Here is a 17,750-nt window from a genome sequence, read left to right as displayed (position 1 = left end):
ACAGTCCACCGTTTTCGAACCGCTACATGCGTAACCAAGTATAGCGGGAGCCAAAGCAAAGCAGAAAACGCCGTCATGATCGCGGTCCCTTTAAAGGTCGGCCCATTACCAGTTCCTTCTGGTGGATCCGGGTTGAGTTGCCACATCAGCGTGAACACTATGAAAGTGCACAACATGATCCCCAAGGAAGTTCCAAACGTTTCTGTAAACTGCGTAGACATTCTGGGCCGTAGATACTGATGGAAGAAAAATCCCGAAAGGATGCCTCCAACAATCGCGACAACGATCATAGCAGCGATTGCAAAGACGAAGCCCATATCCACTCACTTCCCCTCCAAATACCGCTTCTTCGCCTCTTCCTGACGGCCGAAATCGCGGACCATCGCCTCAATCGCGACCTCGTCGGATTTGTCGGCATAGCGGAATTCTGAATCGGCGTAGCGGTTAACCTCTTGGATCACCATGTCGGTGGTGATGGGCACGCGCAGTTCGGCAATCATGTCTTTCTTGGTGTCATAGTCTTTGACCAAGAACAGCTCGGGGTTTTCCATCCATTCGTCGGGCAGTTCAAAATCCATCGCGCGGACTTTCACCGCGTCGGTGATGTTCTTGATCGAGCGGCCCGTGAAGCGTTCGTCGGCTTCCTGAATGCCCTTCAGATAGGTGCCGATTTTCGCGATGTCATCCAGCTCTCCGATCTGGTCATAGACCTTGTCAAAGACGTTCATCAGCCCCGTTTCCTGCGGCTTGTTATGCGCCTCGAACGACCGGGCAACGGCGGATTTGATCTCCTGCGCGCCATATAGGTCGTGGTTCCCCAACGGAATGTCGTGGTTCTTGCCCATGAGCAGATGCAGGATGTCGATATAGTCCTCGCGCGTCTGCGGTCCGTCCACCAAGAAGCGCGCGCCGGCGCGTTGGCGCAGGGCATCGTCCACATTCTCGGGATAGTTCGAGAACATGCCGAAGGTGCAGTTGCCGCGCACAACGGTGTTGGCGCCCGCGAAGCTTTCCATCAGGACCGCCGTGACCTCTTGCTGGCCCGCGCTGGATTGGCGATCCCCGCGTTTGCCCGCGATCTGGTCGATGTCGTCAATCGTGCCAAAGCCGATCACGTTGGGGTCGAGCACGTTATTGATGAACGCCTTGGCGTTCTGGCCGGACTTGCCCTGATAGCTGTCGATATTGTCGATGCCGAAGTTCTGATAGCGGAAGGGATAGCCCGCCACCGCGCAGTAATCGTTGATCAGCCCGGCCATCATCTGAATGAGCGTCGTCTTACCCGTGCCCGGCTTGCCGTCGCCCATGAAGGTGAAGATGAAGCCGCCCAGTTCCGCGAACGGGTTCAGCTTGCGGTCAAAGTCATAGGCCATCAGCATCTTGGCCAGCTTCATCGCTTGGTACTTGGCGATGTGGTTACCCACGACCTGATGCGGCTTCTTGAAGGTCATCGTCAGCTTCGAGCCGCGATGGGCGCGGGACGGCGTGAAGCCCGAGATGGTCAGATCATCTGCCTCGACACGGTAGTTGGCCGAGGTAAACGGGCCAAGATGACTGGCGGTCTGGGCGCGCAGGGCAACCTTCTCCATCAACTGTTCGACAAAGGCCAGAACGGTTGGGACCAGCTTGTCTTCGGACGTCACGAAGGTGGCAAGCTCCTGATCCAGTTCCCACAGCGCTCCGTTTAGGGCCAAGGGCGCGTTGTCGGTCAGGATCTCCTCGACCGCGCCAACCTCGATCGGGGTTTCGCTGGCGTGGTCGGCCAGCAGATAGGATGTTGCGTTGCCGAAGACGTAAAGGACGATCAGAGACTCGGCGGTCAGCAGTTCCGAGAACGCGGTGGACTTGTCTGCGCCCAAACGGCCTTCAAGATTGGCACGACGGAGGGCGGCCAATTCGGTTTGCTCGGCAAATCCCTCCCCCACGGCCAGTGCAATAGCGATGGCGCGACGGAGTGTGTGCAGGACGGTCGCCTGCATCGGCGAGACCAGCGGATCATCACCGTCCGAGCCTTCAATCCGTTCAACCAGATGCACCCCTTCAGGCCGCGCGGTCGAGCGTGTCACCAGCCCTGGCGTGGTCGACCGAAACCGTCGCGCCCGCCCGATGCCGGGGCTGCGTTCCGCCTTGGGCGCTTCCTTCGGTTTGGCAATCCGGGGCGTGTGATCGAACCCGTCCAGATGCCCCGCAGCAGCAGCATAGTGCGCGCGGATTTCTTCTTCGCGAAGCTCCATCAGATCAACAGGCAGGCTCATTTGTCTTCTCCAAACGCAAACTTCAAATAAAATGGATCTTGGGTCTTGATTACCTGCAAGCCATTCGTGCTTGCCGTCGCCAGTAGATCCACACAGCACAAACACGCATCCGGAGTGAGCCTTTGTGGATCGTAAGCATCATCGTAAACAATCTGATCAACCGATTTGGCAAGCGAGGCCAAGTCATCTGCGACCATCCCGTTAATCTCAATCTCAACGCACATCTTCTTTACCGATAGCTCAAAACACGCCCACCCGGGCTGACAACAAATTTGCGCACGTCGTGGAACCCGGCAGGGTTCTTTTCGGCAAGCACCTGAAAGGGGCGCTCGGGCATGATGATGGCGCGTTCCATGCTGGTCGCGCCGATGGTCGATCCGGCCCCGGCAAACGGGTCGAGCGCGAAGACCTGACGCTCCACCTTGCCGAACCAGCCGGATTTCTCTTCCTTCACCGACGCGCTTTTCAATTCCTCGACGGTCCAGGCCAGCGCCCAGTCTTCGCCGGGCGGGCTTTTCGCCTGCTCCAACACCTCGCGCAGGGGGCCGGTTTGGCGGGTAAAGGTGTGGCTGTACATCGGGCCGACATGGAAGCGGCGCAGGCGTTTCGGGTGCAGGTCGTCGAAATCCTTGTCGAACCCGGTGGCAATGGTCACCAGTTGCAGCCCGGCCATGCTCTGCGCCATCAAATGCGACTGAACCTGCGGCCAGCGGCGTTCATCTTTCGGCAGCGCGGTACGGCCGGTGTCTTCCAGCTCCATCAGATAGATGGTGGGTAGGTTGACCTCGCTGTCATAGACCGCCCAATGGGCCAGATAGACGCGGCGGGGATCGCGCGCCTCGCCCTGATTGCGCCGCCAGATCACGTCCGGATGCATCTGCGGCCAGAACAGGTCTCCGCGCTGAAGCTCCTCGTAGTAGAGCCGCTGCGACAGGGCATATTGCAGCTTCTTCGGTACGCTCAGATCGCCGACGATCTGGCTGACCATCTGACTTTTCAGATCGGCGGTCGACGCCATGCCCTTCAGATGCGTATCCGCTTGCGCGGCGTCGGACGCCATTTGCAAAAGCTCCGCATGGATCGGAAACCCGCTGTCGCGCCGATCAAAAGTCAGCGTCGCTCCGCCCAGCCCATACGCCGTTTCGGACATGTGATACTTGTTCGCCAGCGCCTTGAAGCTGAGGCCCAGCTTGATCAGATACCGGGCGAGCACATCGACCTCGTCGCGGCTCAACTTGCCCTCGACCTCCATCTGCCCCGCCACACGAGCCAGATGCGCGGTGATCTTCTCGAATTTCGAGAAGTACCGCCGCGTGATCTGCGTGTCCGTCAGCTCGGCATGGTCGCGGGGGGCGAAACCGGCCGCGGCACGTTCGGAGGTTTTGATGTCACTCATCCTCGTTTTGCTTTCTTTTGTAGTCGACCATCCAAACCCAACCGCCAACGAGCGTTAGAATCAAGAACAGCACGCCAAAAGCGCCGCCCCAAGAACGCCTGACACCGCCCAATTGCTGAAGCATGGTTTCGGGCAAGAAGCTGCTGACTGCCAAAACCAATACCACAACAAAGACGAGGGCGGCGGCAACGTTCTTCATGATGCTGATCTCCGAGATCTGGGGCATGACTGCGTAGCCCGGCCCTCTGGGCGACCGCGCCAGTCGAGCACTACAACCTTAAACGCTATCACCCGCCATACAGGTTCTTGTCGTGCTTCTCGACGATCTCGGCGAAGCGGCGGGCGAAGCGTTCGTCGGCTTTGGCCTTCTGCTCCAGCACATCGCGGGCAAAGACCATCTGGTCTTCGTGGGCTTCCATCATGTCGGCCATGCGCTGGTTTGTTGCCGTGCCAATCGCGGCCATCGCGGCTTGGGCTTCCTTGTCGGTCTCGACGCCGATTTCGTTGATCCGGTGGGCAACGTCCTGCTGCTGCGCGGTTTTCAACGATTTGGTCAGCGCATCATACAGCACCACGCGTTGCTTGGTGTCGGTCTGCAGCTTGTTGATCAGCACCATCTGCGTCGCGGCTTGGTTCTGCAAGCTGTCGACCCAGGTTTTGCCCTTCTCGATATAGCGTTCCAGCGTCTGCGACTTGGCGAGCTTCACTTGCTCTTCCTGTACCATCTCGTTGTATTGGCTGTTCAGGTCGGCCAGTTCGGTTTCCAGCTGCGTGCGTTTGGCAGCGTCCTGTTCGTTGGCGATCTTGTTCTCAAGCTCGATGATCTTGGGGTCCATACCCAGGATCTCGGTGCGCAGGCTTTCCAGCTCGCCCACGGTCATTTCGCGCTCGTCCAACGTGGTGGACAGGTTCGCGCCCACCTTTTCCTTCTGCTCGTTCAGCATGGCGAGCTGACCTTCCAGAAGGTTCACGATGCTATCCGACTGCGCGATCAGCTCTTGCAGCTTGTCGTCGATCGAGGCCGTGCGCATCCGTTCCTGACGCATGCTTTCCGATTTAGCTTTCGAAAAGATGCCCACAAAGCTTTCCCAGCCCGTCTTCGACCGCATCTGGTCAAAATCTGTTGAGAAACCCGAGGTCACGTCGTCCAGCCCCATGATCAGCTCGGCGATGTTGGCATTCATCGTTTCGGTATGGGCGTGCACGTCGTCCAGCGTGGCGTTTTCAATGTCGATCGAGATATCTTCGCCGCTGGCCGCTTTCGCACGCGCGGTTTCGATCCGTGTGGTCAGTTCGGAAATCTTCGCCTGCGCCTCTTCAACTTGTGCTTGGCTTTCACGAATCTGCTTATCAAAACTGGACATGAGCCCTCCTTCTATCCACCAAATCTTCGGTCAGGTCTTACTGCCTGTGCGAAGCATGTTAATCATTGTTACATTAGCATTTAGGTTGAGCTTACCGCGATTTAAAGACCCACAACAGCGTTTTCCTTCGCGTTTTCGGCGAAATTCGACAGGGGGAAACTCTGCCATTGAGATGCGCGCGTGGGGGGCCTAGGGTCTTGGCATGACCGACAAAATCGACCCGCTTCTGACCGAAATCGCACGCCGTCAGGATGACCTGATCCGGCTGACCCAAGACCTGATCCGCATCCCGACGCTGAACCCTCCGGGGCGCGAATATCACACGATCTGCACCTATATCGCCGAACGCATGGGTACGCAGGGGTGGGCGGTCGAATTGATCCGGGCCGAGGGCACGCCGGGGGACAGTGCGGACTATCCGCGCTGGAACGTAATTTGCCGTCACGAAGGATCTGCTCCGGGTGAATGTGTGCACTTCAACAGTCATCATGATGTGGTTGAGGTGGGTCACGGCTGGACCAAGGACCCGTTTGGCGGCGAATTGGAAGACGGCAAGGTCTATGGGCGCGGAGCATGCGATATGAAGGGCGGACTGGCGGCGTCGATCATCGCAGCCGAGGCCTTTGTCGCGCTTTATCCCGACCATGCGGGCGTGGTGGAGATCAGCGCCACGGCGGACGAGGAATCCGGCGGCTTTGGCGGCGTCGCCTATCTGGCCGAGAAGGGCTATTTTGACCCGGACCGCGTGCAGCATGTGATCATCCCGGAACCCCTAAACAAAGACCGCATCTGTCTGGGCCATCGCGGGGTTTGGTGGGCTGAGATTGAGACCAAGGGGCGGATTGCCCACGGTTCCATGCCGTTCCTTGGCGACAGCGCCATTCGCCACATGGGCGCGGTGCTGGAAGAGATGGAACGCCACCTATTCCCGCTTCTGGCCACAAAGCACACGGACATGCCCGTTGTGCCCGAAGGTGCGAAGCAATCGACGCTGAACATCAACTCGATCCACGGCGGCGAGCCGGAACAGGATCCCGATTTCACCGGCCTGCCCGCGCCCTGTGTGGCCGACCGCTGCCGCATCGTGATCGACCGACGCTTTCTGATGGAAGAGGATATCACCGAGGTGAAGGCCGAGGTCAGTCGAATGCTGGAAGCGATCCGCGCCGAACGTCCCAATTTCGAATACGAGATCCGCGACATGCACGAGGTCATTCCGACGATGACCGACAAGGACGCGCCGGTTGTGACCTCGACTGCGGCGGCAATCGAGAAGGTGTTGGGCGCGCAACCATCCTATGTGGTCAGTCCGGGCACATACGATCAGAAGCATATCGACCGGATCGGCAAGTTGAAGAACTGCATCGCCTATGGGCCGGGCATTCTGGATCTGGCGCATCAGCCCGACGAATGGGTGGGCGTGCAGGACATGATCGACAGTGCGGGCGTGATGGCGTTGGTGTTGAAAGAACTGCTGGGGTAAAGGGGGCGCTGCCCCCGCCCGACCGGACGTTGTCCACTCAGGCTCCCCCGGGATATTGATGGCAAGAAAATGCGGCGTTATTCGCGGGCACGCAGGACCCGGGCGGGTTTCGCGGATAGCGGACGGTAGGCGAAGAAGAGGCCCGCGAGGACAGTGGCGAGGACGCCGCCGGACACGATGGCAAGGGCATTTGGCAGGTCAAACGCAAAGCTTTCTTCCATGATGTAGTGGGTCACGGCCCAACCAGCGATGCCGCCAGCGACCACCGCAACAACACCTGCCGCAGCACCCAGCACCGCCGAGCGGATGGCGAAGTTCAGCAGGATACCAGCGCGGGTCGCGCCGAGGGTTTTCAGGATTGCGGCCTCGTAAGTTCGGGCGCGTTCTCCGGCGGCAGCAGCGCCCATCAGCACCACAAAACCAGTCACCAGCGTGGCAAGTGCGCCATAGGTGATCGCGGCGGCCACCTGCCCCATGAGCCCGGTGATCTGGGTGATCGCGTCACGGACCGAAATCAGGGTGATGTTCGGGTGGGCATTGCCGAGGTCTCGTAGGATTGCGGCCTCGCCCTGCTGCTCGGAATAGATCGTCGCGATGTAGCTGTGAGGAGCGCCTGCCAGCGCCGAGGGGTTCATCGTCAGGATAAAGCCCATGCCCGCTTGGCTGAAATCCACCTCGCGCAGTGATGTGATTTCGCCGGTGATGTCACGGCCAAGGATGTTGATGGTCAGCTGGTCTCCTATGCCGATGCCCATCTCGCGTGCTTCCTCGGCGGCAAAGCTGATCTGGGGCGGGCCTTGGTAGTCCTCGGGCCACCATTCACCTTCGACAACCGTCGTGCGGGTGGGTTTTGCAGAGTAGGTCAGGCCCCGATCGCCCCGGATGACCCAGTGACCTCCGGCGACCTCGCGCGCGGGGCGGTCGTTGATCTGGGTGATCACGCCGCGCAGCATGGGGGCGGTGTCGATACGGCTGACGAAGGGATCGCTGTCCAGACGCACCTTAACGGCCTCAATCTGGTCGGGTTGAATGTCCACAACGAAGAAACTTGGGGCCACGTCTGGCAAGTCGCGCGAGATCGCACCGCGCAAGTTGTTGTCGATCTGCCCGACGGCGGCCAGTACCGCGAGCCCAAGGCCGAGGGACAGGACAACAGCCCCTGCCTCGCCCCCCGGACCGCCAACGGCGGTGAAGGCCATGCGCAGGGTGGGCACGCGGCGCAGGATTTGGCGGTGGCCCAGCCAGCGGGCCGCGTATTTCACGGCGATGCCCGTCAGGACCAGCGTGGCGAAGGCCCCGCCAAGGCCAATGAAACTCCACATCGCCAGCGCTTGCATGCCCGAGAACCGCGCGGCGACCCAGACCAGCAGCGCCAGAATGGCGACACACAGCCCTATGAACAACGGTCGCGGTAGACGGTTTGAACCAAGGGCCGCGTCGCGGAACAGGTCGGCGGCTTTGACCTCTTCCGTGCGAGCGAGCGGCCAGAGGGTGAAGAGCAGCGCCGCAAGAACACCGTAGAGCGCGGCCTCGGCCAGTGGACGCGGGTAGATTGTCAGCTCGGCCGACACGGGCAGGGATTGCGCGATGACGGGGACCAGAAGTGCCGGGATCAACGCACCAAGGATCACGCCCAGCGCAAGGCCCAAAAGGGTTAGGATGCCGATCTGTAGAAAGTAAGTCAGGAAGATCACACGGCGTTCAGCGCCGAGGGCACGTAGGATCGCGATGGTGCCGGTTTTTTCGTCCAAATAAGATCTTATCGCGGCCGAGATGCCGACACCTCCGACGGCCAACCCAGCCAGTCCGACCAACACAAGAAACGCACCCAGACGGTCGATCAGGCGGCGCATCCCAGGCGCGCCGTCGCGGGCGTCTTGCCACCGCGCGCCATTGGGCTCGAGATCCGGCATCAGCGCACCATAGGCAGGGCCGATACCGCCTTCCGGCAGGCGCAGGCGATAGTGGCTGTCAAACAGCGTGCCTTCGGACAGCAGGCTAGATCCCTCCAGCGCCGAGCGCCGCAGGATCGAGCGTGGGCCAAGGCCGAACCCGCCGGTGGCGTTATCCGGTTCGCTGACCAGCTCGGCCATCAAGACGAAGGGGATTTCGCCCAGCGTCAGACTGTCTCCGATCTGAAGTCCCAGACGGTCGATCAGCAGATCATCCATGACGATACCCGGCTGCCCGTTCACGCCGTCCAGCGCCGTCGCCATCGGCATCGGCGGGTCCAATTTCGCCGCCCCGTATAGCGGATAGGCGTCATCAACGGCCTTCACCTGCGTCAAGGCGCGCTCCTCGCCCAGCACGATCATCGATCGGAAATCCGCGACGACTGAAACATCTTCAGCCGCGTCAGCGATCATGGCCAACTCGGCCTCATCGGCAAAGCGATAGGTGAATGAAATCGAGGCATCGCCCCCCAACAGCACCGCGCCTTGGCTGGACAGGCCCGCGCGCAACGCCTCGCGCACCGAACCGACAGCGGCGATAGCGGCGACACCAAGGATCAGGCAGGCGAGGAAGATGCGGAAGCCCTTGATCCCGCCGCGCAGCTCGCGCCGGGTCAGGCGCCATGCCATTGCTACGTTCTGGATCATGCAAGCCGCCCGTCTTGGATATGAACCACGCGGTCGCAGCGCTCGGCCAGTTCGGGCGCGTGGGTGACGAGGATCAGGGTCGAGCCGTGACGGTCGCGTAAACCAAAGAGCAGGTCCATAATGGCTGCCCCGGTGGCACCATCCAGATTGCCGGTGGGTTCGTCGGCAAGAAGGATCTCGGGACGGGGGGCTGCTGCGCGGGCAAGCGCGACGCGTTGCTGTTCGCCGCCCGACATTTGGCTGGGATAGTGGTGCAGACGATGGGACAGGCCCACGGCCTCAAGCTCTTGCGTGGCGCGGTCGAAGGCGTCGGATACGCCGGCCAGCTCCAGCGGAGTTGCGACGTTCTCTAGCGCTGTCATGGTGGGGATCAGATGGAAGGACTGAAACACCACACCCATGTGGTCGCGCCGAAACCGCGCCAGCCGGTCTTCGTTCATCGCACCAAGGTCTTGACCCAGCGCCAAAACGGCCCCACCTGTGGCCTGATCCAACCCGCCCATCAGCATGAGCAGCGAGGATTTACCCGAGCCAGACGGCCCGGTCAGGCCCACGGTCTCGCCGGTGGTCACATTTAGGTCAATGCCCTTGAGGATCTCGGTCCGGCCTGCATTATTGCCAAGCGTCAGGCGCACGTCGCGCAGGGAAAGAACCGGGGTCGTCATGGGGCGGACCTTCTTTAGGAGAATGGCATGATATCAGCTGCATATGGGGTTTTCGCCCGCGGTCTCAAGGGGCTTTTCGTGACAGTTTTCATGACCAGCGCTGCGCAAGCGGAAACCACCAAGATTCTGGCGCTGGGGGACAGTCTGACAGCGGGCTATGGCTTGCCGCAGGGTGAAGGCTTCGTTCCCCAACTGGAAGCCGCGCTGATCCAGCAAGGTCTGGACGTCCAAGTGGTGAATGCGGGCGTATCCGGGGACACCTCGGCTGGAGGGGCCGCGCGCCTTGGCTGGATCCTGACAGACGACATCGACGTTGCCATGGTCGCACTTGGCGGCAATGACATGCTGCGCGGGATCTCGCCGGACGAAACGCAGCGCAATCTTGCCGCGATCCTGACAGAACTGCAGGACAAGGGCATTCCCACCCTGCTGATCGGCGTTCTTGCCTCGTCCAATTTTGGCGAAGGCTATCGCGCTGATTTCGAGCAGGTTTTCCCAGATCTTGCTCAGGAATTCAGCGTCGATCTGTTCCCGAATTTCCTGGATGGCATTGCCTCGGCCGGGTCATTTGCCGACGCGCGGCGCTTGTATCTTCAGGCAGACGGGCTGCACCCGAACCCGCAAGGCGTCGCCCTGATTGTGGACAAAATAGTCCCTTCTGTGGTATCCTTAGTGCGATAATTCACTGACTGCGCACGTGCTTGGCGCACGTAAATTCGCGGTTTTTCTGACGGGCGATCCGCATAACTCCTAATTTTCGAGACACCTATGCGGGTCTTGTTGGCATTGCCAATACAGCGACCCGTTATGGCAGGTCGGGCCATTCTTGCCGCTGCCAAGGTGCGGAGCGCCGCTATGAAACTATTGTTTGCCACAGACGATCCTGCGCTCCGGCGCACGGTGCTTGCTGCCGCTGGCATTTGCGACATTCCGACTCCATCCGGGTTTGATACCATGCAGCGCGCCTTGGACGCACTTGGGAAAGCGCCCGGTTTTGATTGTGCCATCATCGACTATCGGCTTCCCGATCTCGGAGGTCTGAAGACCATCGAAAAACTGTGTCGGCGCGACAAACGTTTGGCGGTCGCACTTTTGCTGCCCGAGAAGGAAGTGGATCTGCTTAGGCAGGCGCTCCGCACGGGGGCGTGTGCGGGGGCGCCGGTCGAGATCTCGGAAACCGCGTTGGCCAGCATCCTGACCTTGATCGGCGAAGACCTTGGCCTGATGGTTTACCCCATCGCGCACAAGCCAAACCTTGATCAGGGCGAGACCGGTCTCTCGCGGCGCGAGATTCAGATTCTGGACAGCCTGTGCGCAGGCCGTCAGAACAAGGAAATCGCCCACATGTTTGGCATTCAGGAAGTCACCGTGAAGATGCATATGCGGTCGATCATCACCAAGCTGGGCGCGAAAAACCGCACCCATGCCGCGATGATCGCGCTGCGCAACGGGATCGTTTAATCTTCCGGCGGCTTGTCGTCCCACCGATCGCTGAGAATACGCTGACCATCCCCATCGGGATCGTCATATTGTTCCGTCTTCAAGGTCCAGAAGAACGCAGCCAGACCCAGCCCGCCAAGCAGCAGGGAAATCGGGATCAGGTAGACAAGGACGTTCATCGGCTTAGCCTTTCTTCAGACGCAAAGCGTTCAGCGATACTGTCACCGACGAGGTCGACATGGCAAGGGCTGCTGCCAGTGGCGTCGCAAAGCCCATCAAGGCAACCGGAATGGCGATGGCATTATAGCCTGCGGCGATCGCGAAGTTTTCCTTGATCCGGCGGGTGGCCGATTTGGACATGTCGATCGCGCCCGAGAGCGGCTCCATCGATTTGCCCAGAAGCACGATGTCAGACACCACGCGGGCGGCTTCAAGCGCGGAAGCGGGCGAGATCGAGACGTGGGCCGCGGCCAGTGCCGCCGTATCGTTCAGGCCGTCGCCAACCATCAGCACCTTTCGGCCCGATTTGCCCAGACGGGCCACGAATTCAGCTTTGTCTTCAGGCAGCGTGTCGGCTTTCCAGTCCTCGATGCCCACGCGGCCCGCGATGTCGGCCACGGCGGCGGGCACATCACCTGAAATCAGCGTGACGCCCATCCCCTTGGCTTTCAGGGCGGTGATGGCTTCCTCGACGCCCGGACGCAGCGCGTCGGTGAAGGTGAAGGCCACGGGTTTCGCGCCCGAAATCGACAGATACGTTGCGGTCTGCCCAACAGCATTGGCACCCAGCCATTCGGCGCGGCCAAGGCGGACGGTTTTGCCATTCCACTGACCCTCGATGCCCTTGCCCGGAACCTCGGTCACTTGCGCCACTTCGGCGGGCTGCACGCCAGCAGCGCGGGCGGCTTGGGTCAGGGATTGTGCCAGCGGGTGGCTGGAGCCTTCGGCCAGCGCAAGCGCCACTTGCAGGTCGCGGTCCTTGTGACGGGCCAGCGCATCCAGCGCGGGCTTGCCTTCGGTCAGCGTGCCGGTCTTGTCGAAAACGACGTGATCAACCTCGGCCAGACGCTCCATCGCGGTGGCGGATTTCAAAAGCATGCCTTGCTTGAACAACCGGCCCGAGGCGGCGGTGGTCACAGCAGGCACAGCAAGGCCCAGCGCACAGGGACAGGTGATGATCAGGGTGGCCACGGCAATGTTCATCGACATGCGCCAGTCGCCGGAATACCAGAACCAGAATAGGAAGGCCGCGAAGGACAGAAGGTGCACCACGGGCGCATAGACCGCAGCGGCCTTGTCCGCGAGCGAGGTATAGCGGTTGCGCGCGGTTTCCGCGATGGCGACCAGATCGGCCATCCGGTGCAAAGAGCTGTCACGGCCAGCAGCCGTCACGCGCACGGTCAGGGGGCCAGTCAGGTTGACTTCACCCGCTGACACGATGCTGTCCGGCGACGCCGCCACAGGCAGGCTTTCCCCGGTCAGAAGCGAACGGTCCAGCTCGCTTTCGCCGCCCGTGACGATCCCATCCACGGGGACACGCGATCCCGGCACGACGCGTACAATGTGGCCCGGCTCCAATTCAGAGACAGGCACTTGTTCGTCGGCTTGGCCATCCACCACACGCAACGCGCGGGGCACTTCCAGTGCGGCCAGTTCTTCGGCGGCAGACCGGGCAACAGCACGGGTGCGGTAGTCCAAATAGCGGCCCGCCAGCAGGAAGAAGGTCAGCGACAGGGCCGCATCGAAATAGGCATGTGCGCCCGAATGCATCGTCTCGTAAATCGACATGCCCAGCGCCAGAAGGATCGCCAGCGAGATCGGCACGTCCATGTTCAGACGGCGCACCCGAAGGGCCGACCAAGCGGATTTGAAAAACACCTGGCTTGAGAAGCCAACGGTCGGAATGGCGATACCCGCGCTGATCCAGTGGAACAGATCGCGCGTGGCGTCGGTGGCGCCCGACCAGACCGCGACACTCAGCAGCATCACGTTCATCATCGCAAAGCCCGACACGCCCAGACGCATCAGAAGGTCTTTGCCGTGCTTATCCGTGGCGGTTGCCTTTAGCTGCCCCGGGTCCAGTTCGTAAGCTTCAAACCCGATGCCGGTCAGATAGTCGGCCAGTGTCTGCGCTTCGACATCCGGGTCGACATCCACAACGGCGCGTTTCAAGGTCAGGTTCACGCGCGCAGCCCGCACGCCGTCCTGCTTCGCCAGACCACGCTCTACGCCCGCGATACAGGCCGCACAATAAATCTGGGGCAGCGACAGCATGATCCGCTTCGCTTCCATTCCATTGCCGCGATAGCCCTTGCCCGCTTGCTCTTCTGCAAGGGGGGCAGCGTCACAGGCCGGACAGGCAGAGATCGGAGCAGCCATGATGTATTCCTTGTTCGCGCGTCAGATGAAGGCCTAGTTGGCCTTCAGATAGATCGGAATCCGTTGCTGAAAGCTGGTGCCGTCTTCCGCCACCGCATTCATCCGCAGGTTCCAGTTGCCCTCGCCCAGCTTGCCCACCTGCGCGACATAGGCGCCGGTCGAGCTTTGGGTGAACTCGGGCTCTTGATCTTCGTTCACATGGGTCGCCCGGCCCAGAAGGCCGTAAAGCGAGGTGACGGTCACGGGGTCGCCGTTCACGTCCTTGATGTCCAGCACCAGAGTTTCGCCTTCGATCCGGGCGGCAACGTCCCAGCCAAGCCCCTCTTGAGCTTCACGCTGGGCGTCAAACTTCTGGCTGGCAACATACGAGTTCTTAGTCTCGAGCCCGGGGAATGTCCCCACGGCCGAATAGGCCATGAAAACATTCACTGCGATGATGATCGAGAATGCGGTGACCACGATGGCCAGCACGTGTTTGCCCGTCAGTTCGAACTCTTTCTTCTCGGACTTCTCAGCCATGGTCAGCGCCCTCTTCCGTTAAAGATCGTGTCAAGGTGGGCACGGTCTCCGGTCACGCCATCCACGACCCAGATGCGCAGCTCAGAGCGGTCAAGCTTGGCGGCTTCCGTACCCGGAGGCGCGACAACATAGACACGCTGTTTGGCCTCGGTATCAGGCGGAGCTACTAGCACAAGTTTGTCGGTGCCTTCCAGTTCTACCGTCAGGGGGCTGCCATCGGTCAGGGTGAAATAGTAAGGCCATTCTTCGCCGTGTCGGTTGCGAACGCCCACGTCATAGGTGTTGCGGATCGAGCCGTCCGACAGCGTTACATAGGTGGGGTTGCGTACCGGACGAATGGTGACATCCACCTTGGGACGCGCAAACACGGCCACGGTCAGTGCGACACCAACCAGCGTCCAAAGCGAGGTGTACAGGATGGTGCGCGGACGCAGCAGGTGCTTCATTACCGGGATCTTCTGGTTTCCGGCGCGCTCGTGCGTTTCGTCCTTTAGCGCAAGATAGTCGATCAGGCCGCGTTCCTTACCGACCTTCGCCATCATCTCGTCGCAAGCGTCGATGCACAGCGCACAGGTGATGCATTCCAGCTGCTGCCCGTCACGAATGTCGATCCCCATCGGGCAGACGTTCACGCAAGCATTACAGTCGATACAATCGCCCAGATCATCACGGTTCTTACCTTTGCCGCGCGGCTCGCCACGCCACTCGCGATAGGCGATTGTGATGGTATCTTCGTCCATCATTGCGGCCTGAATGCGCGGCCAGGGGCAGGCGTAGATACAGATCTGTTCACGCGCGATGCCGCCGAAGAAGAAGGTGGTCAGGGTCAGCACCAGAATGGTCGAATACGCGATTGGATGTGCCTGCATGGTTAGAAGATCCATCATCAGCGTCGGCGCATCCGCAAAGTAAAACACCCATGCGCCGCCGGTTGCGACGGCGATCAGGATCCACGCAATAAACTTCACCAGACGCTTGCGGATCTTCTCGGCATTCCATTTCTGGCGGTGCAGACGAATGCGCGCGTTGCGGTCGCCCTCGATCCAGCGCTCCACAAGGATCATCAGGTCGGTCCAGACGGTCTGCGGGCAGGCATAGCCACACCACACACGCCCCGCGGCCGAGGTAAATAGGAAGAGCCCAAGCCCGGCCATGATCAGAAGCCCTGCGATGAAATAGAACTCGTGCGGCCAGATTTCGATCCAGAAGAAGTAGAACCGGCGGTCAGCCATATCCACAAGGATCGCCTGATTGGGCAGGTTCGGGCCACGATCCCAACGGATCCACGGGGCAAGATAGTAGATGCCAAGGGTGATCCCCATGATCCACCACTTGAGGCTACGGAAGGTGCCTTTCACCCGTTTGGGGAAGACTGGCTCGCGCGGGGCGTATAGCTGTTCGGGGGCGTCAGACATGACTGTTTCTCGGATCCTGTGTTTCGCTTGAGGTTCCACTTAGGAACTATTCCAGATCTAAGCCTTGATGTGGATCAAGACTTTTCGCTGAAGGCTTTCACAGACTGCCTATCTAAGCCCCTGAGAAAGGACGAGTTTGCACAGTGTCGCAGTGCAAAAAGGTCGCAGGGAAAGTGAACAAATTCCGAATTGCGCATGCCAATTTGATTCCCTTCTCCCAAAAAAGAAACCCGAGCGCGAAGCACCCGGGTTTCGAAATTTGTCGGCACCGACCTCGGAGAAACGCGCGAACAGGATCAGAGGTCGGTGCCTTTGACCGGGGAGTGAGGCCCCGGATCTTGGGCCGTCCGAGCGCGGACGCTTGGACGAATATTGTGGGCCAGTGGCCGGGGCTTATTCGCCGCCGCCCAGCTGGTGGATGTAAGCCGACACAGCGTTGATCTGGCTGTCGGTCAGCTTGCCGCTCCAGGCCGGCATAACGCCGTAGGGGCCTTCCGAAACGACCGCGGTGATTGCCGCTTTGTCGTCACCGAACAGCCAGATGGCGTCGGTCAGGTTAGGCGCACCCTGGGTACGGTCACCCGTGCCGTCTTCCATGTGGCAGGACGAACAGTTGTCGGCGTAGACCACAGCACCGTCAGCAACCAGCGACATGTCAGCGGCGTCCTTGGTCACCGGCGACAGCGACATGGCGTAGGCCACAACCTGTGCGATTTCTTCGTCGCTCAGATAGTCGTCACCGAAAGCGGGCATTTCCGAATAACGGGTGTCGTCGTTGTCTTCAGAGCGGATGCCGTAGGCAACCGTCATCTGGATGTCTTCCAACGTGCCGCCCCAGAGCCAGTCATTGTCCAAGAGGTTGGGGTACCCAACGTTGCCAGCTGCACCCGAACCGTGACACTGCGAACACCAGGTGGCGAAGGTCGCACGGCCCGACTGAATGGCGTAGTTGTGCAGATCCGAACCGGGGGTGAGCGTGTTCAGGTCAGCGGATGCCAGTTGGGCCTCCAGTTCGCTGTTCATGCCCTTGAAACGGTCGATCTCTGCCGCAACTTCCGCACGGGTCGAGAACCCAAGGTAACCAGCGGTGGCCCCTTTGATCAACGGCCATGCAGGATAGGCGATAGTGTACCAGATACCCCAGACGATCGTCAGGTAGAACACCCAGACCCACCAACGGGGCAGCGGGTTGTTGAACTCCTGAATGCCGTCCCACTCGTGACCCGTCGTATCGGGATCTTTCTTTTCAACAGGTTTTTTACTCATTGCCGCAACTCCTTTTGAGCTGAGCGCCCGGGAACTTAGTCCCGGTCACCGGCAGGTTTGTCTTCATGGCGGAACGGGATGTTCGCGATGTCCTTGTGGACCTTGTTCGATCCCGGGCGGAACGCAAACAGAGCTGCCCCGATGAAAAAGGCGAACATCGCGATCAGGAACCAGCTGTCAGCGAAGGCTCGCATAATGCTATAGGTATCCATCATCCCTACTCCTTACCGGCTTGCGTCAGGCGTGAAGGTCGAGAAGTCGACCAGAGTACCCAACATCTGCATATAGGCGATCAGAGCGTCCATTTCGGACACACCCGGCTTGCCATCGAAGTTGCGCGCCTGCGCTTTCGGATAGCGTGCCTGGAGCGCGTCGACGTCCGAATTGTCGCCATCCGGGTCAGCCTGGCTCAGCCAGTCTGCTTCCGCATTTGCGATCTGTTCGTCGGTGTAAGGTACACCTACGATCCGGTTCGTCTTCATCACATCCTGGATGTATTTCGGCTCGATCAGCTTATCCAAAAGGAAAGCGTATTTCGGCATCACCGATTCCGGCACGACCGACTGCGGATCAACAAGGTGATCCACATGCCATTCGTCCGAGTAGCGGCCACCGACGCGGGCAAGGTCAGGCCCCGTCCGCTTCGAGCCCCACTGGAACGGGTGGTCGTACTGGCTTTCAGCTGCAAGGCTGTAGTGGCCGTAACGCTCTACTTCGTCACGCATCGGGCGGATCATCTGCGAGTGACAGACATAGCAGCCCTCGCGGATATAGATGTTCCGGCCCTCAAGCTCGAGCGGCGAGTAGGGGCGCACGCCTTCCACATCCTCGATGGTGTTTTCGAGGTAGAAGAGCGGTGCGATCTCTACGATGCCACCCACGGTCACAACCAGAAGGCTACCGACCAGAAGAAGCGTTGCGTTCTTTTCAAGAACTACGTGTTTGTCGAGAATTCCCATTAGTCATTC

The 17,750-nt window shown here is 60.2% G+C and carries 17 protein-coding genes; 3 read left to right on the top strand and 14 right to left on the bottom strand.

Annotated elements, in window-relative coordinates; all coding sequences use genetic code 11:
- Positions 1-323: 323 nt before the first annotated feature.
- From EOL43_RS03745 to EOL43_RS03725, 5 genes are all read right to left on the bottom strand, one after another.
- Entirely contained in the window at positions 324-2,255 is a 1,932-nt protein-coding gene (locus EOL43_RS03745) for an ATP-binding protein (RefSeq protein WP_133485704.1), read from the bottom strand.
- The gene (locus EOL43_RS03740) at positions 2,252-2,452 is read right to left on the bottom strand and encodes a hypothetical protein (protein ID WP_133485702.1); all 201 of its coding nucleotides are present in this window, start codon (positions 2,450-2,452) and stop codon (positions 2,252-2,254) included. Before EOL43_RS03740 ends, EOL43_RS03745 begins: the two co-directional genes overlap by 4 nt.
- Before the next feature lie 32 nt (positions 2,453-2,484).
- The gene (locus tag EOL43_RS03735; RefSeq protein WP_133485700.1) at positions 2,485-3,651 is read right to left on the bottom strand and encodes a hypothetical protein; all 1,167 of its coding nucleotides are present in this window, start codon (positions 3,649-3,651) and stop codon (positions 2,485-2,487) included.
- On the bottom strand, positions 3,644-3,850 hold the full coding sequence (locus EOL43_RS03730; RefSeq protein WP_133485699.1) for a hypothetical protein: 207 nt from the start codon (positions 3,848-3,850) through the stop codon (positions 3,644-3,646). The genes EOL43_RS03735 and EOL43_RS03730 overlap by 8 nt, the downstream gene beginning before the upstream one ends.
- An 88-nt stretch (positions 3,851-3,938) precedes the next feature.
- Positions 3,939-5,015: a coiled-coil domain-containing protein gene (locus EOL43_RS03725; RefSeq protein ID WP_133485697.1), complete on the bottom strand. Its 1,077-nt coding sequence runs from the start codon at positions 5,013-5,015 to the stop codon at positions 3,939-3,941.
- 202 nt (positions 5,016-5,217) lie between these two features.
- Between EOL43_RS03725 and EOL43_RS03720 the strand changes: the two genes are divergently transcribed.
- Positions 5,218-6,498: an acetylornithine deacetylase/succinyl-diaminopimelate desuccinylase family protein gene (locus tag EOL43_RS03720; RefSeq protein ID WP_205669515.1), complete on the top strand. Its 1,281-nt coding sequence runs from the start codon at positions 5,218-5,220 to the stop codon at positions 6,496-6,498.
- A gap of 77 nt (positions 6,499-6,575) precedes the next feature.
- Here the strand turns inward: EOL43_RS03720 and EOL43_RS03715 are convergent, their stop codons facing one another.
- Together EOL43_RS03715 and EOL43_RS03710 are read right to left on the bottom strand one after the other, a co-directional pair.
- Positions 6,576-9,098: an ABC transporter permease gene (locus tag EOL43_RS03715; protein WP_240686450.1), complete on the bottom strand. Its 2,523-nt coding sequence runs from the start codon at positions 9,096-9,098 to the stop codon at positions 6,576-6,578.
- Positions 9,095-9,763 carry an ABC transporter ATP-binding protein gene (locus EOL43_RS03710; RefSeq protein WP_133485695.1) on the bottom strand — a complete coding sequence of 223 codons (669 nt, stop codon included), beginning with the start codon at positions 9,761-9,763 and terminating at the stop codon, positions 9,095-9,097. The genes EOL43_RS03715 and EOL43_RS03710 overlap by 4 nt, the downstream gene beginning before the upstream one ends.
- Positions 9,764-9,841: 78 nt before the next feature.
- On the opposite strand from EOL43_RS03710, the gene EOL43_RS03705 reads away from it, so the two are divergent.
- Both EOL43_RS03705 and EOL43_RS03700 read left to right on the top strand, forming a co-directional pair.
- Complete coding sequence (locus EOL43_RS03705) at positions 9,842-10,444, top strand: arylesterase (RefSeq protein WP_240686449.1); 603 nt, start codon at positions 9,842-9,844, stop codon at positions 10,442-10,444.
- A 174-nt stretch (positions 10,445-10,618) separates the two neighbouring features.
- Entirely contained in the window at positions 10,619-11,224 is a 606-nt protein-coding gene (locus EOL43_RS03700; protein WP_166636194.1) for a response regulator transcription factor, read from the top strand.
- On the opposite strand, the gene ccoS is transcribed toward EOL43_RS03700, so the two are convergent.
- From ccoS to ccoO, 7 genes are all read right to left on the bottom strand, one after another.
- Positions 11,221-11,382: a cbb3-type cytochrome oxidase assembly protein CcoS gene (gene ccoS, locus EOL43_RS03695; RefSeq protein WP_133485691.1), complete on the bottom strand. Its 162-nt coding sequence runs from the start codon at positions 11,380-11,382 to the stop codon at positions 11,221-11,223. The genes EOL43_RS03700 and ccoS overlap by 4 nt on opposite strands.
- 4 nt (positions 11,383-11,386) lie before the next feature.
- A complete protein-coding gene (locus tag EOL43_RS03690; RefSeq protein ID WP_133485689.1) occupies positions 11,387-13,582 on the bottom strand; it encodes a heavy metal translocating P-type ATPase in 2,196 nt (731 codons plus the stop codon).
- Positions 13,583-13,615: 33 nt separating this feature from the next.
- The gene (locus EOL43_RS03685; RefSeq protein ID WP_133485687.1) at positions 13,616-14,101 is read right to left on the bottom strand and encodes a FixH family protein; all 486 of its coding nucleotides are present in this window, start codon (positions 14,099-14,101) and stop codon (positions 13,616-13,618) included.
- 2 nt (positions 14,102-14,103) lie between these two features.
- Positions 14,104-15,516, bottom strand: a complete 1,413-nt coding sequence (gene ccoG, locus EOL43_RS03680; RefSeq protein ID WP_133485685.1) for a cytochrome c oxidase accessory protein CcoG — start codon at positions 15,514-15,516, stop codon at positions 14,104-14,106.
- A gap of 393 nt (positions 15,517-15,909) precedes the next feature.
- Complete coding sequence (ccoP, locus tag EOL43_RS03675) at positions 15,910-16,782, bottom strand: cytochrome-c oxidase, cbb3-type subunit III (RefSeq protein WP_133485683.1); 873 nt, start codon at positions 16,780-16,782, stop codon at positions 15,910-15,912.
- A gap of 35 nt (positions 16,783-16,817) precedes the next feature.
- The gene (locus EOL43_RS03670; protein WP_133485681.1) at positions 16,818-16,994 is read right to left on the bottom strand and encodes a cbb3-type cytochrome c oxidase subunit 3; all 177 of its coding nucleotides are present in this window, start codon (positions 16,992-16,994) and stop codon (positions 16,818-16,820) included.
- 12 nt (positions 16,995-17,006) lie between these two features.
- Entirely contained in the window at positions 17,007-17,741 is a 735-nt protein-coding gene (gene ccoO / locus EOL43_RS03665) for a cytochrome-c oxidase, cbb3-type subunit II (protein WP_133485679.1), read from the bottom strand.
- Positions 17,742-17,750: the final 9 nt, after the last annotated feature.

This window comes from Aliiroseovarius marinus (genome assembly GCF_004360145.1).
Classification (GTDB): domain Bacteria; phylum Pseudomonadota; class Alphaproteobacteria; order Rhodobacterales; family Rhodobacteraceae; genus Aliiroseovarius; species Aliiroseovarius marinus.
This window is presented reverse-complemented; position numbering and strand designations above follow the sequence as displayed.